Origin of the sequence: Dyadobacter sp. CY356, from assembly GCF_021440195.1 — a bacterium.
In the GTDB taxonomy this organism is placed as follows: domain Bacteria; phylum Bacteroidota; class Bacteroidia; order Cytophagales; family Spirosomataceae; genus Dyadobacter.
In genome coordinates, this window is the sequence record NZ_JAJTSZ010000004.1 from 195,692 (window position 1) to 210,245 (window position 14,554).

11 protein-coding genes are annotated in these 14,554 nt (G+C 39.3%); 5 read left to right on the top strand and 6 right to left on the bottom strand.

Going from position 1 to position 14,554, the window contains the following annotated elements:
* Positions 1 to 13 precede the first annotated feature (13 nt).
* From LXL81_RS15095 to LXL81_RS15110, 4 genes are all read right to left on the bottom strand, one after another.
* Positions 14 to 2,527 carry a glycoside hydrolase family 9 protein gene (locus LXL81_RS15095; RefSeq protein ID WP_234647633.1) on the bottom strand — a complete coding sequence of 838 codons (2,514 nt, stop codon included), beginning with the start codon at positions 2,525 to 2,527 and terminating at the stop codon, positions 14 to 16.
* A 216-nt stretch (positions 2,528 to 2,743) separates the two neighbouring features.
* Positions 2,744 to 2,980, bottom strand: a complete 237-nt coding sequence (locus LXL81_RS15100; RefSeq protein WP_234647634.1) for a hypothetical protein — start codon at positions 2,978 to 2,980, stop codon at positions 2,744 to 2,746.
* Between the two features lie 250 nt (positions 2,981 to 3,230).
* Positions 3,231 to 3,905, bottom strand: coding sequence for a ribose-5-phosphate isomerase RpiA (gene rpiA, locus LXL81_RS15105; protein ID WP_234647635.1), 675 nt, complete (start codon positions 3,903 to 3,905; stop codon positions 3,231 to 3,233).
* An 88-nt stretch (positions 3,906 to 3,993) separates the two neighbouring features.
* Positions 3,994 to 7,371: a chemotaxis protein CheB gene (locus tag LXL81_RS15110; RefSeq protein WP_234647636.1), complete on the bottom strand. Its 3,378-nt coding sequence runs from the start codon at positions 7,369 to 7,371 to the stop codon at positions 3,994 to 3,996.
* A 157-nt stretch (positions 7,372 to 7,528) separates the two neighbouring features.
* Here LXL81_RS15110 and LXL81_RS15115 point away from each other — a divergent pair, with 157 nt between their 5' ends.
* From LXL81_RS15115 to LXL81_RS15125, 3 genes are all read left to right on the top strand, one after another.
* Positions 7,529 to 7,924, top strand: a complete 396-nt coding sequence (locus tag LXL81_RS15115) for a response regulator (RefSeq protein ID WP_234647637.1) — start codon at positions 7,529 to 7,531, stop codon at positions 7,922 to 7,924.
* Positions 7,925 to 8,735: 811 nt separating this feature from the next.
* Positions 8,736 to 9,797, top strand: coding sequence for a S9 family peptidase (locus LXL81_RS15120; RefSeq protein WP_234647638.1), 1,062 nt, complete (start codon positions 8,736 to 8,738; stop codon positions 9,795 to 9,797).
* A 322-nt stretch (positions 9,798 to 10,119) separates the two neighbouring features.
* A complete protein-coding gene (locus tag LXL81_RS15125) occupies positions 10,120 to 10,308 on the top strand; it encodes a hypothetical protein (protein ID WP_234647639.1) in 189 nt (62 codons plus the stop codon).
* Positions 10,309 to 10,408: 100 nt separating this feature from the next.
* Here LXL81_RS15125 and LXL81_RS15130 read toward each other — a convergent pair whose 3' ends face one another.
* Both LXL81_RS15130 and LXL81_RS15135 read right to left on the bottom strand, forming a co-directional pair.
* Positions 10,409 to 10,981, bottom strand: coding sequence for a hypothetical protein (locus tag LXL81_RS15130; RefSeq protein WP_234647640.1), 573 nt, complete (start codon positions 10,979 to 10,981; stop codon positions 10,409 to 10,411).
* Positions 10,982 to 11,226: 245 nt separating this feature from the next.
* The gene (locus tag LXL81_RS15135) at positions 11,227 to 12,795 is read right to left on the bottom strand and encodes a serine hydrolase (protein WP_234647641.1); all 1,569 of its coding nucleotides are present in this window, start codon (positions 12,793 to 12,795) and stop codon (positions 11,227 to 11,229) included.
* Between the two features lie 244 nt (positions 12,796 to 13,039).
* Here LXL81_RS15135 and LXL81_RS15140 point away from each other — a divergent pair, with 244 nt between their 5' ends.
* Both LXL81_RS15140 and LXL81_RS15145 read left to right on the top strand, forming a co-directional pair.
* Positions 13,040 to 13,507, top strand: coding sequence for a hypothetical protein (locus LXL81_RS15140; protein WP_234647642.1), 468 nt, complete (start codon positions 13,040 to 13,042; stop codon positions 13,505 to 13,507).
* 277 nt (positions 13,508 to 13,784) lie between these two features.
* Entirely contained in the window at positions 13,785 to 14,543 is a 759-nt protein-coding gene (locus LXL81_RS15145; RefSeq protein ID WP_234647643.1) for a ThuA domain-containing protein, read from the top strand.
* Positions 14,544 to 14,554: the final 11 nt, after the last annotated feature.

The window sequence follows — 14,554 nt, forward strand, 5'->3', positions numbered from 1 at the left end:
TTTTGTTAAAATATTATAAAAGCATTTCATCAATTTTAACAAATTGATAGCCCTGACTTTTTAGATCCGTAATTAGTTTTGGCAAATAGTGATAGAATTTGTCTTTGCGTCCAGGATCCGTACCTATGTGCATGAGCAGTAAAAATCCGTTTAAACCCGATTCAGATTGTTTTTCAAAATCAAAAATAGATTTATAAATCGTTTCACTATCGACATATCGCTTTCCCATTTCAGGAAAAGTATAATCCGCATTACTCCTTGTTCCGGGTGAAAAATTTATAAGTGTCAAACCAGATTCCCGGGTCCAGGCTGCTATTGAATCATTATACCATTCGTATGGTGGCAAAAAATATCCGGCTTCTGATCTGCTGATATTAAATGTTTTTAGTGCTTTAAATGAATTTGTCAGATCTGTGACAAACTCGTCTTTCGTCACTAAAAGACTGTCCCGCCTTTGCCAGTCGCAGTATAGCAAATGTTTATCCGAATGAGATCCCAGATAATTACCATTTTTTTTAAGTTTTGCTATTATTGGTTGAAATTCTATTTTACGATAAAAACTACCTGTCAGGAAAAAGCTACCCTTCACATTTTGCTTCTTTAAGCTTTCACAGATAAAATCACCGCCATCAGCATATTCATCTCCCGTAAAAACCAAAGCTATTCTCTTTTTCGTCTGATCGCCACGGATTATTGCGCCATGCGATTTTTGCGGTTGTTTTTTTGAAACTCCTGATTTCGATTCGTGCTGTTTAGCTGCAAGCAGATAAATCAGCGAAGCCGTTCCGTCCATCGTAGGTTCGTTAGTACTGTAATCTCCAAAATCATCATGATAAACAACATAATCCGATTGAAAATCAGCATACGGGTCTTCCCTTTCCAATTTCAATCCTTTCAGATTTCTAAAAATACTACCATAAACGGGGCCATCTACCAAACCACCGTCTAACGGATACTGATTTAACAATGTCAGTGAAGAATGTGGAAATTTTGGAGTATCCCCATTTCCAGGCAGACCGTAAACCATACTTTTCCCCCATGGATTACAGCCAAATAGCCAGTCAATACAAGCTTGTTCGAGTTCTTCATATATTTTATCCCCGCTTATTTCACGATACAAATAACACTGAATGGCAAAAGAAGTTGTCAGATTATTGGAACACCAGATAAAAGGTATTCCGCGGAAAAATCCATTTTCGGATGCTTTTATCCAGACTTTTTCGATACCATCTTTGTAGTACGTAAATAATTCCGATTTGCTTTTTCCAACCGTTTTTTTGGCCAGCTCGTAATGACCAAAATTATGGAATGGATACCACTGGTAATGCCTCGCAGTATCAGCGCCCATCCATGGAGTGATTTTTTCCTCCACGCTATATGACAGCGACTGATCCTGATATTTTTTGTCGCCGGTAAGCTGGTACAATGCAGCTGAACCCAATTCCATGTCGTCCGTCCAATTATCCTCCTCATAAAAATAGGGACTTCGGTTCGGCGCCGTCTGAGCCACGCCCGGCTTGTCGAGGCCGAGCTGATAGGCAGACAGTGATTTGCTCAATAATGTCTGGGCCAGAGATGAATCCGATTTTTGATAGATAAAAGAACCCAAAGCAAAGGCACTGGCAAATTTTCCGGCAATCGAAGCTACACCGGTTGACTTATTTTTATACTTTCCCAAACCCTGAGGCTGTCCGCTTGCAAAATAGACAGGTCGCCCCTTTCCCGGACCAACGCCATAATCAGCAGAATCCTTTGTTGGTAATCTGAAACCTACATGATCCCTGTCGTCGGCGAGTTGGTTAAAAAGCCAGTCTTTTTGAGGATGCATTTTCAAGAGCCATTCCAGACCCCAGCGTGCCTCATCCAGCACATCTGAAGTTCCGTTTTTTCCTGCCAACCCGTTTGCCAGATGCTGATCTGAAAAAGCTTCAGGAAAGTCACGATAGGCAGCGAGTAAGTGATAAGTTGCATTGGCAGAAGTAGTTGCATATTGCAAATAATCTGTTGCATCGTGCCAGCCTCCCGAAACATCAATTCTTGTTGTGTCGGGCATCGGGCCATACATGGTGTAGCCGTCGGTGGTGTGACAGGAATCTTTCAGGTATGGATTGAATCCGCTTCTTTGCTGACGCATATAACGCAGGCCAAAATCCGCGGCACCGGCATAAACATCATTCCCGATTTTAAAAACCGGAGAAATAGCTCCTCCGCATTTCAAATAATAATTTCCGGGCGCTTTAATGCTGCTGAAATTAAGACGCAAGAGCTGCCTGAAAGGCCCGTACTTTCCATAAGTTTTTCCAACCTTACCCGTAAATTCTACTTTTGAAGTCTGGGAATTTATCAATTGAAATGTTGATGGTAGTACTTCATTTTTAGTAGCCCAAACGGCAACCTTACTCCCGGCAGGTAAATATCCAAGCTGATTGATGCGAATCCAGGAAGTTACCGGATCTTTTAATTTGAATGAGCTTGTTATCAGTATTAGGCCTGATAACACAAAAAGTTTCCAGCTAAGTCTTGCCACTTTATATCTTTATTTAATGCTTAACAAAATATTTCCGGAAGCCTTGCTGACAAGACTTCCGGAAATTATTATAAAATCCAAGATACAAAAATTCGGGCTATTCCGTTTTCACTTCCCTTCTGAAACAATCCTTAACAACTATATCAGATAAAACCCTTTGAACTTTTCACCATATACGTTAAAAATTTATTTTCCGGTGATTTGTCTTTTCAACTTTTAAACCAGCACAATGTTACTTGGAATAGCTTCTTCACCGCCGTGATCATTAGAATATTCCAATGCGAGTTTTTTTCCGGACTCGTCTGCTTCTTCCAAAAGTTCAAAAACCTTACGTTCTCCAACCATTAGCAGTGCCTGAAAAAGCACACTGGCATATTTACAGTCTTCACTTCCCACGCCGTTTGCTTTGGCCAGGTCATTATACTTACCGAATAGATCTTTACCTTTTCCCATAACATTAAAAAATTCGCCGTATCTCGTTTTTTTTACAATTTAATGAAATTATATAATTTATCAATTGGTAAATACATTTCTTTATTTTTTGAAAGCTTTACTATTTAGACTTTACATTGATGCCAAAGTATTTTTTGAAAAATTAAATCTCATCGCAAAAATGGATGTATCTCCAATATATATTTTCGTAAACAAAAAACCGGAACAGTCGACATGGCTGCTCCGGTTTATAAAATTATTTCTATGGATTTCAGGAAAAAGTGACGGTAGAATCTCCATCTCCCATAATGACCACACTGGCCAGATTTATGAATAAACCATGTTCAACAACACCCGTAATCGCATGAAGTTTATCTGAAAGTATTGCAGGATCGGTGATCAATCCAAAATCAGTATCGATGATATAATTGTTCTCTTCTGTAATCAGCGGTTTTCCGTCCACAATCCGGATCTTGCCATTTCCATTCAGCTTTTTCAATTCGTTAATAACGTATCCGGAAGCATATTTAATGACTTCAACCGGTACCGTGAATTTCCCAAGCAATTCCACTTTTTTCGAAGAATCTGCAATGATGATTTCTTGTCTGGATAATGAAGCAACCACTTTTTCTTTTAACAGGAAACTGCCTCCGCCTTTTATTAGATTTAGATCGGTGGTAAATTCATCGGCTCCGTCAATGGTGATATCAATGAAATCAACGTCACCGATTTCCAGCAAAGGAATATTGAGTGATATTGCCAGTTCTTTTGACTTATCAGAAGTTGGGACACCCTGTATTTTCAAACCGTTTTTGACTCTTTCACCAATTTCAATGATGGCAAAAGTAGCGGATGAGCCTGATCCCAAACCAACAATCTGATCATCGGAAAGTAGTTTTACTGCTTCTTTGGCTGCCAGTTTTTTTTCATTTACAAAATCTCTCATGGTCGTGCTTAAAATCTGTATCCGGAATAACGGTTAAAAACAGTTCTTTTTTATAGACTACAAATAAAGACTTTTTTACCAAATTTCTTCATGATTTATCCATCTGCATACTATCAAGTTGCTGTATCGGCAAAATAATGTGAAACGCGGCCCCAGCATTTTCCTTTGCCTCCACGAAAATTTTACCGTGATGATTTTCAATTATTTTTTTAGTCAGTGCGAGGCCTATACCCGTTCCCTGATATTTGGCAGGTTGGTTGAGCCGCTGGAAAATTGTGAAAATCTGTTCGCCATATTTCTGGTCAAAACCAATACCGTTATCTTTAAAAATAATTTCACAATACTTGACTTTACTATTGAGCGCCGGATGTTTTGCGGTTTCTTTTTCAGTCAGGGAATGAATGGAGATATGAATAATCGGCGACACGTCCTCTTTTGAAAATTTAAGCGCATTTCCTATCAAATTATAAAATAACTGATTCATCTGCAAAGGTATAGCTTCAATAATAGGCAGCATATCACTCGTAATCTTTGCATTTTTCTGGTCAATCATCAGCTCAAAATCATTCAGGACGTCTTTTAAGATTTCATCCAGATCCGTAGGTGCAAAAAGAATATCATGGTTGATCAGATAGGAATAATTTAACAAATCCTGAATAAGGCTGCTCATACGCGTGGATGCACCTTCAATTTTGCCAAGATAAGAACTCACTTCTTCGGAAAACTCATCCTTATGTTTGGCCTGCAAGCGATTCGAAAACGTGACTATCTTACGAAGCGGCTCCTGCAAATCGTGGCTTGCTGCGTGAGCAAACTGTTCCAGCTGCATATTGGTTTGCTGAAGATCGGCAGTTCGTTCCTTTACTTTTGTTTCAAGTTCTTCTGAAAAGTTTTTTAGATTAAGCTCAGTAGTTTTTCTTTCCGTAATGTCTTCAATTGCCAGTAAAATCAGATTTTCCGTTGTTATTTCGTTTACAATCTGCCTCGCATTCAGCAGCATTGTTCTTTCACCAATTGAAGGAAAGTTCAGGATTATTTCAAAATCTTCGAGCTGGGATTTCTGGGGAAGTATTTTTTCAAGCAAAGATCGCAGCACACGATCGTCCCATTGATTATCCTGTAATTCATAGAAAAACCTGTTTTCTATATCCTTTTCCGTGAAATTAAATTTCTTGTAGAACGATGTATTTGCTGTTTTGATACGCAGATTTTTATCCAGAATAATTAATGGCTCACGGATGGTAGTTACAATGGCCTCAGCATACAAACGCGCCGTATTTAACTGTTCCTGCTTATCCAGCAATTCCTGATTCAAAATCAATAGCTCTTCATTGCTCGACTGCAATTCTTCTCTGGATGTTTCCAGCTCTTCATTGAGGCTTTGCATTTCTTCACTGCTGCTTTGCAGTTCTTCACTTGCCGTTTGAAGTTCTTCATTAGCAGCTTCCTGCTCTTCCGTAATGTTGCGCATATCCTCACGCGTCTGGGCCAGCTCATTTTCCAGATGTTCAATCCTTAGCTGATAAGCAGTATTTTCAGAACCGGATCCATTTCTTTCAATTAATGACTCCGGCTCGGGTGTTTTTTCAAAAACAATTAAGAAATGTGGCTCAACAGTATTTATTAGCGGCATAATGTCAATCGTGACCAATTGCTGCTTTCCATTGATTTTAGTTGGAATTCCTTCCTTGGTCACCTGCACACTGTTGGATTTGGCTTTGTATAATGCATTTCTCAATTCAAAACCCAATCCTTCACGTGCCATTTTAAAGATATTGTAAGTAGGTTTTCCCGGCGACGGTTCGAGAAATGGAGTGATTATTCCGTGGATATGAACAATGTCCATCTGTTCATTGACGATCACACTTGCCGGAGTAAATTTAGAGAGTAAAATCGCCTCGGCAGTTTTCCTGAATGCCGTGAGCGGTATATCTGCTTTTGCCACCTTTATATCTTTTTTTGCTATCTGTTCATCTTTTCGTTCCGTGGCAATATGCATGAATCGTCCCGGTACCGACTTGCGCGTGTAGATTTTCAGACTTCTGATAAATACACTGAAAGACTCAGAGACAACACTTGGCGTCTCTGATTTGCCAAGCATTAAAAATCCGTTTTGTTGAAGTGCGTAATGAAAAGTACTCAGCGCCTTTTTCTGCAAAAAAGGATTCATATAGATCAGCACATTCCGGCAGCTTATCAGATCAATTTTGGCAAATGGCGGATCTTTCAAAAAATTCTGGATCGCAAATATGCACATATCCCGTACGCTTTTCTTAACGAGATAGCTTCCGTTGTTTTCATTAAAATACTTCCTCAATCTTTCTTCCGAAAGCATCTGCACTTCGGCTTTGCTGTATTTTCCCTCCCTGGCTCTGCGTATTGCAATTTCAGAAATATCAGAAGCAAAAATTTGAATAGGATAATCTTTGATTTTATCCCCTAAAAACTCACAAATGCACATGGCCATAGTAAATGCCTCCTGCCCGGTAGAGCAGCCGGCAATCCAGATCCGGACGGGCTCTCCTTCCAGTTTGCTTTTGAATAATGCGGGTAATACTTTTTCTGATAAGGCATCAAAAGTGAGCGGATCACGGAAAAAGGAAGTGACAGGAATTAATAAATCCTGAAATAATGCTTGTTGCTCGGCTTTATTTCCACGTAACACATTCAGATATTCTGCAATATCAACGGTTTTGGCACTGGCCATTCTTCTGGCAATGCGCCTCCGGATGGTTGTCTGTTTGTAATAAGTAAAATCCACATTGGTCTGCTGCTGAAGCAAAGCCAACAGTTGTCGATAAACGGCTTCATCCAACCCGGTCTCGTCGTCAATGGCTGTCTCTTCATTTCTTTCGATAGCAATCTGTAAAAGCTTGCCTGGCATTTCACCCGGAGGCATAACAAAATCCACAACACCCGCATGAACAGCGCTTTCCGGCATTTCATTATGTGCGGCAGATTTCGAATCCTGTGCAAAGGTCATCCCGCCGTGTTCTTTCACAGCTTCCAGCCCCAGACTTCCGTCCGATCCCGTGCCCGACAAAACAATGCCCACAGCCAGTTCCTTATGCACGATGGCCAGGGAAGTAAAAAAAACGTCTATTGCTTTATTTTTTATCTTTTCACGCGGTTCAAGTTTGAGAACGCCGTCGTAAGAAGTAACAATTTTATTCGCGGGAATCACGTAAATATGATCCGGCGCAAGATGAATATCATCGGTAATTTCATTCACGGGTATGTTCGTCACTTTTCCCAGAATTTCCGGAAGAATACTTTCGTGAGACGGATCCAGATGTTGAATCAAAACATAGGCCATTCCGGAATTTTCAGGAATCGCTTTCAGAAATTGTTTGAAAGCATCCAGTCCTCCTGCCGACGCACCAATGCCAACTATGGGAAAATTTTGTATAGTAGCTTTTGGCTGGATTTTGTTTTTTTGGGGAGATGCCATGGATGTGTGAAACATAAAGATAAGGAATGTTAATTAAATAAAGTCCTTTTGTTTCCGGCAGTCTCTTATATCAGCAGGCTTATTTTTTGATATTGTTAAGGTTTCAAACAAATCAATATTATTTCCAATAGTTGATGATAAGTTGCTTACCTTGTTCTAAACCTGATCAAAAATGACTGATATACCAACATTTATGATTGTGGATGATGATGCAGATGACCGTGAATTTTTCTGTGAAGCAATCAACGAAATCAATCCATTATTTAAGTGCCTGACTGCCTGTAACGGCGAAGATGCTTTGATAAAACTGCGTGGAAATACAAAACTTTTACCTGATTTTATATTTCTGGATTTGAATATGGAGCGCATGGATGGCCGGAAATGCCTGGCCGAATTAAAAAAAGACCGCCACCTGAAAAATATTCCTGTTATTATTCTTACTACCTCTACCGCACAATCAGATATTGAAGAAACTAAACTGCTCGGTGCTTCATATTATTTGACCAAACCATCCGAATATCAAAAACTGAGCAGGGAAATTGCTTTGGTTATTACCCGAAATTTGTAGTGAACAGGGAAAAAAAACTGATTTATTGGTTTCTTGTACTTTCCATATATCAGCATATTAACGGTTACAAAATTTTTACTACAAAAAAATCGAAGTATTGCTAACATACATTAAATGTTTCTACACTACATTTGAGCCATCATATAGGGTACCTGTTTCCGAAGCTTTATGCTCTATGCACATATCTAATATCCTCCAATAAATATATGTAGCCGGTGACGCTATATTTCGACAAAGACTTTCAACACACAGCAAACGATACGATTGCGCTACATCATTTAAAGATTTATTAGCGTATGGGATGGTTGTTAAAGAAACCTGTTTACCCTTTTTCTTTCAGACTTTACCCTCCTGTTTTCGGGAGGGTATTTTTAATTACGGATTTATAATTTTAAAAACCGCTCAAATACAGTACTTTGTGATTTTTCAACCTGTCTGAAACTCTTTTCTAAGCTGATAATAAAAAAATCTGCTGGGTCAAAAAACTGAGAACAAAGCAGAAAATAATACCCGGCATTAAGTATGTAATAGTGTATGTGTGAAAATAAAGAGGCGGTTTACAAATGAAAAGTAAACATAGTGTGTGTACAGTCTTTTGGAAAAATCAATATCCATATCTGATACGTTACTGATTTTTCTTATGTCAAAAATAATATGGGGCGAGGGAATGGTTTGTAGTATTGATAATGATATTTTGTAGAAATGGTTCTATGTGAATTTTATTCAAATTTTGATTATACTTCGCTTTGCTTCCATACCCAGGTTTTATAATATTCGTCTTTTATAAATGGTCATAAAATCACTCTTTTGGATGAAACAGACGGTTGGATTAGTCACGTTGTTACTTTTATTCCAATTTATTAAGGTAAACGGCCAGTCGCTCAAATCTTATCCGGATTCAAAAATTGAGCATGATTTCCTTTCGTTACTAGCGAGGCCTGTTACGAAACCACGACCCTACACTGTCACGCTGGATAGTGATTCTGTATTAACTGAACGAGGTTATTTTTATTCCGAAGAGAAGGAAAAAGTGCCCTTTTTGATTAATAAACCGGTTGTTTCACAACCGAAAAAGCTGCCGGTTGTTATTGTACTGCATGGCACGGGAGGAAGTAAGGATAATCAGGATATTAAGGACTTATTATACCATTTTTCAAAACTGGGTTTTATGGCTGTTGCCATTGACGCCAGGTTTCATGGCGAAAGAGCCGGATTAAATAATAAAAACAATCAGTACTATACCGATGCAATTATCGCAGCCTGGGATAACAATGATCCTGAAAAGCAGACATATCCATTTTTTTATGACACTGTTTATGATCTTTGGAAACTGACTGATTATCTGATTTCCAGAAATGATGTTGATCCCACTCGCATTGGAATGACCGGAATTTCCATGGGCGGCATTGAAACCTGGATGGCAGCTTCTGTTGATAAAAGGATTAAAGTGGCTATACCTATCATCGCTGCGCAAAGCTTCAAATGGTCGCTGGAAAATAACCGCTGGCAGGGACGCGCAGGAACAATACGGGCTGTGCATGAAAAAGTAGCCAATGATATGGGTGACTCAACCGTGTCAGCTGCCAGTGTAAAAGCACTTTGGAACAAAATACTTCCGGGAATTCTTGACGAATTTGATTGCCCATCTATGATCCGGCTTTTTGCACCGCGGCCACTGCTTTTGCTTAGCAACGGCGAAGATCAGAATTGTCCACTTCCGGGTGCTGAGATTGCTTTTGAATCTGCAAAAAAAGCCTACAAATCTAAAAATGCTTCCGAAAAATTAAAGATTGATATTACTCCAAACGAGCCACACCGCTTCCTCCCAAAACATCTGAAACTGGCTTCGGAGTGGTTTGTTAAGTGGTTATAAGTTAGGCTCTTTCATTCCGGACTTTCGGTTGCTCCTTGTCATATTTCATGATTTAAAACCCGTTTCATGTTTTAAAACCCGTTACATATTTTAAAACCGTTTCATGTTTTAAAACCGTTTCATGTTTTAAAACCCGTTACATATTTTAAAACCGTTTCATGTTTTAAAACCGTTTCATGTTTTAAAACCCGTCCGACGGCGAAAAAAGCCGTCGGACGGGTGGCTTAAAATATATTTTCGAGCTGATTTATCTTGTTGCTACAATGATTTTTATCAGGCATGAAAATTTTGTTATGCTTGAAAACTAAACTTCATCAGGAATATGGCACGAACTTCAAAAAAGGGCAGGAATACGAAAAAGAATAAACTTGGAGTAAAAAACTCGCTTGTCAATAATATTAATGCGCGTAAAAAAAAGGGGATTTCAAAGCCTAAAAAGAAAAAAACGGTTAGTAAAAAAGCATACTCCAAAATGAAAAATAATTGGGGTAAAAAGAAAAAGAAGAAATAATAGCGATAGAAAGTATAACGACTTTTAATGATACCTAAACACATAAGAGCCCGACGTTCATCCAAACATCGGGCTCTTGTTTTTATAAATTATTTTGAAATTAAGGTTTTGGCTGATCCTTTTTAATCTGCTCGTTTTTATAATTTCCTGTTTTCCCTGTGTTATTTTTAGTATTACGCTCAGAAGAACCACTTCCTTTTTTCACTTCCAAATCCGAAGGATTTTGTGATTGATTGTTTTTCACAACCGGGAGTGCTCCGCCGGTTCCTGTTAATTTCTGTTCTTTACCAGTAGAAGTTGCCGTACCGGAAGCGGTCGTATTTGCGGAACCATTGGTGCCAGACTTTTGACCTGCAGCCTGCCCGTTTTTCCCGGAATTCCCACTTGCACCAGCCTGTCCTGATGAAGCTTTGTTCCCTCCTGCCGAAACTGCGGCAGCGGATGGAGAGGATGTTGCATTGGGTTTAGCTGTTGTGGACACCCCTGACGGAGCTTTTTTATTGGCATTATTGGTGCCATCTGTCGTCTTTTTTGCACCTTGTCTGCTGCTCTTTCCGCTGCTGTCAGATGCTGATTCCATCTTAGGATTTGTTGAACTGGTAGTTCTCTGGCCGTAAGCGGCACCGGATAAAATCAATAGAAATAGTCCGGCACCTGTGATTAAATTTTTCATATGCTTGTTGATAAAATACGTTTTTGTAATGTTGATATTTTTAATTCGCTATCATTACAAAAAACGTATTCCAGGCAAAGCAGATTTAATAACATAAACACAAAGTTGCTTATAAAGCCTGTCAACGAGTTATTTGAAAATATTTCAGTGATAATCCGTACTCCATAATACACGTATTTATTAAATTTATTGGGGAAGCGATTGCCTGCTTAGGGGAACTTTTGGTAACCCTGATTTAATGAAGGCTACTTATCCGTTCTTCTTAAATCAAGATCCTGAAAGTCAAAGCTAAAATCAGTAAGCGGCGAAATCGCCTCCATTTTTATAGCAGAAGGCTTTCCATCCTTGTCTGTCTGGAAATATAAAAAAGCATCAGCATCAAAGCTCCGCCTATCCCATTTGACAATGAAAGTATTATTTTTGTAAAACAAAACTTCACCACTCAGCTTGGGTGCACGTTTGGCATCCAACCTGAATTTTCCGTTTTTCTCACTTAATACAACATCTCCAAACCAGCTGTCGTGGTAAGTTCCGGCAAAGGATCTGAAGTTTACCTTCGAAGTATTTTTCTTTTGCTCGGCAGCAATAGCCGTCCAGATACTGTTGGTTATAGAATCTGCTTCCATGAAGCCCGCTTTTACTCTTTTTGAATAAATCCCAACACGATCGGTAGCCGGAATATCCAGATAGCCATCTTTGATCGAATTGGTAATGGCAGTAAAAGCAGCACCCACCTGCTGGTTCGTAAACACGATAATTCCCAGTTGAAGCTCAGGCAACAAAGTCACTTGTGTAACCATTCCGGCCAGTCCTCCCGTATGCGTGACCTGCTTATATCCTTTCACGTCACTTAAAAACCAGCCCAAACCATAAGCACTGAAATGTGTGTTATAAGGCGGCGCGGCGTTGGCTGGAATAATGGTTTGCGGAGACCACATTTCCTGATGTACTTTTTTGCTGAATATCTGTTTCCCAGGATCTTCTCCATATTTCCCACCGTTCATTTGCATGATAATCCATTTACTCATATCCGCTACACTGGAGTTAATGCCACCTGCTGAATTGCCAAACCTGAAAACATCTCTGGGAATCACCTGCACTTTTCCATTCACCAAAGCATGAGCGTCAATAGCATTCGATTTGTCTTTTACGCGACTCCATGTACCCGCACTATTGTTCATTTGCAAAGGTTTCATGATCCGCTCTTCCACAAATTCTTCATAACTTTTCCCACTCACACGTTCAATTACCTCACCGGCAACCATATATAAGAGATTGTCATAATCATATTTTGTCCTGAAACCGGAAACGGGTTTGAGATAACGGAGGTTATAAATGATATCCTTCATCGTAAAATCCGAAGAATCCGGCCAGAACATCAGGTCACCGGCACCAAGCCCGAGCCCGCTTCTGTGGGTAAGCAAATCCCGGATTGTAAATTCCTCGGTCACGTAGGCGTTATACATCCGGAATTCCGGAATGTAATCAATCACCTTATCATCCCAGGCCAATTTACCTTCATCCATTAAAATGCCCAGGGAAGCGGCGGTGAAAGCTTTGCTATTTGAAGCAATACCGAACAAAGTATTTTGATCAACTTTCTCCCTGGTTTTCAAAGAGCGGACGCCATAACCTTTCGAATGAATTACTTTTCCATCCTTCACAACGGCTACGGCAATACCCGGAACATCAAAAGCTGTCAACGTTTTTTCAACCAGCTCATCAATTTGTTTCGGGGCAAGGGGCTGTGCTGTGCTTTTGAGATAACTAAAAAAAATCAGACTGATTAACAGGAGTGTAGAATAAACTTTCATGAGATGAGGTTAAGTTTTGGAGCTTTCTTTTTGAAACGAAATATATATAATACTGATGTCAAACGGATCAATATATTATCATTCAACATTTGTCTGTATCTGACACAATATATACTTTGAAACATCATGATTCCCCTTAAATACATAGAATTAATTTGAGTACGTATAGTCATTAATAACTTTTGTAACCCTATATTTGTTACAAGCGAAAACCCTTTAAAAATACCTCAAACATAAGCTTGTTATGTACAATCTTTTGATTTTAGAAAGTGATTCCATTTTTAAGATTGGAATAGCCAACCGTTTAGAAAAAGAGAATAAACACATTACGATTGAGACAGCTGCAAGCATTGGAAAAGTCCTACAAAAGTCGCTTTTCATGGCAAATGAAAAAAAAGACGGGTATGATTTATTTATCGTTTCTGTAAACAAACAAGAGGATCATGTAATCTCATTTATCCAATATGTGATCCGTAATAAACCTGAACTGCCTATTCTCATTTTTTCCTATGAAACCAATGACTGGCTGTTAAAACAGGGTATTAATTGCAAACAAAATCTGGGGCGGTATATCAAAAAAGTTTCGTGCTGGCAGGATATTCAGCAGGAAGTTAAAAAGCTCCTTGCCGATCCTGTAATCCTTTCTTCGTCTTCTACCAGAGAAATCAATACCGATTTCAGCCTGCCGAGCCGCAGAGTTGGCGAGATTTAATGCAATTAGAGCTCTTCCAGGACTACACAATAGAATTGAACAATAATCTGCCGGGGAGGTAATCTTTGCGGGCAGATTTTTGGTACCACAATTCCGTCTTATTTTCCAAATTCCCGGAAATCCCAACCGCCTTTAAACGAAAATGAGAAGAAGAGAGGATTAATAATAGGATATAAAAGTATATTCAGCCTAACCTTTGTCTTTATGTTACGAGTAAGCCGCCAGGTTCAAAATTCAGATTCCGGGACATATTAAATCAAACTAATTTTTATTCAAAATGTTAAAAAAATCACTGGTACTCCTGCTTGTCATTGCAAGTGCAGTTTCCGCCCAGGCTCAGCAGTTCAAAGTATTACTATTTACAAAAACAGCAGGATTCCACCACGAGTCTATTCATGAAGGCGTTGATGGCGTAAGAAAGATTGCGGCTAGACACAATTTCTCTGTGGATTGGCAGGAAAATGCTTCTGTTTTTAATGAAAAACAACTAAAAGATTACGCTGCGGTTATTTTCCTTAATACCACCGGCGACATTTTGAATGAAGAGCAGCAGGCTGCTTTCGAAAAATTCATTCAGTCAGGTAAGGGTTGGGTAGGAATCCATGCTGCTGCCGATACGGAATATGAATGGCCATGGTATACCAAAATGGTGGGTATGATGTTCAAAATCCACCCTTCGCAGCAGACTGCCTATCTGGATGTTGTGGACAGCAACTTCCCGGGACTTGAACGTTTTCCAAAAAGAATGCTCTGGACTGATGAATGGTATGAATATCAAAAACCATACAAATCCAACGACCTGAAATTCCTTATCGGGCTTGACGAAAAAACCTACGATCCAAAAACGAAATGGGGAGATAATGAAGGAAAAGGAATGGGAGATTTTCACCCAATGTCATGGTATCACAAATATGACGGCGGCCGTGCTTTCTATACAGGACTTGGCCATATCGGACTTGTTTATTCTGACCAGTCATTCCTTGACCATCTTTATGGCGGGATCTATTGGGCTGCTACCGGAAAAGGAATTAAGTAACATTGCTATTA

What these genes read in the sequence shown, in the direction of transcription:
- LXL81_RS15110 (WP_234647636.1), bottom strand. Translation starts at nt 7,371, where the DNA reads ATGTTTCACACATCCATGGCATCTCCCCAAAAAAACAAAATCCAGCCA.
- LXL81_RS15140 (WP_234647642.1), top strand. Translation starts at nt 13,040, where the DNA reads ATGTACAATCTTTTGATTTTAGAAAGTGATTCCATTTTTAAGATTGGA.
- LXL81_RS15100 (WP_234647634.1), bottom strand. Translation starts at nt 2,980, where the DNA reads ATGGGAAAAGGTAAAGATCTATTCGGTAAGTATAATGACCTGGCCAAA.
- LXL81_RS15125 (WP_234647639.1), top strand. Translation starts at nt 10,120, where the DNA reads ATGGCACGAACTTCAAAAAAGGGCAGGAATACGAAAAAGAATAAACTT.
- LXL81_RS15145 (WP_234647643.1), top strand. Translation starts at nt 13,785, where the DNA reads ATGTTAAAAAAATCACTGGTACTCCTGCTTGTCATTGCAAGTGCAGTT.
- LXL81_RS15115 (WP_234647637.1), top strand. Translation starts at nt 7,529, where the DNA reads ATGACTGATATACCAACATTTATGATTGTGGATGATGATGCAGATGAC.
- LXL81_RS15120 (WP_234647638.1), top strand. Translation starts at nt 8,736, where the DNA reads ATGAAACAGACGGTTGGATTAGTCACGTTGTTACTTTTATTCCAATTT.
- LXL81_RS15130 (WP_234647640.1), bottom strand. Translation starts at nt 10,981, where the DNA reads ATGAAAAATTTAATCACAGGTGCCGGACTATTTCTATTGATTTTATCC.
- rpiA (WP_234647635.1), bottom strand. Translation starts at nt 3,905, where the DNA reads ATGAGAGATTTTGTAAATGAAAAAAAACTGGCAGCCAAAGAAGCAGTA.
- LXL81_RS15135 (WP_234647641.1), bottom strand. Translation starts at nt 12,795, where the DNA reads ATGAAAGTTTATTCTACACTCCTGTTAATCAGTCTGATTTTTTTTAGT.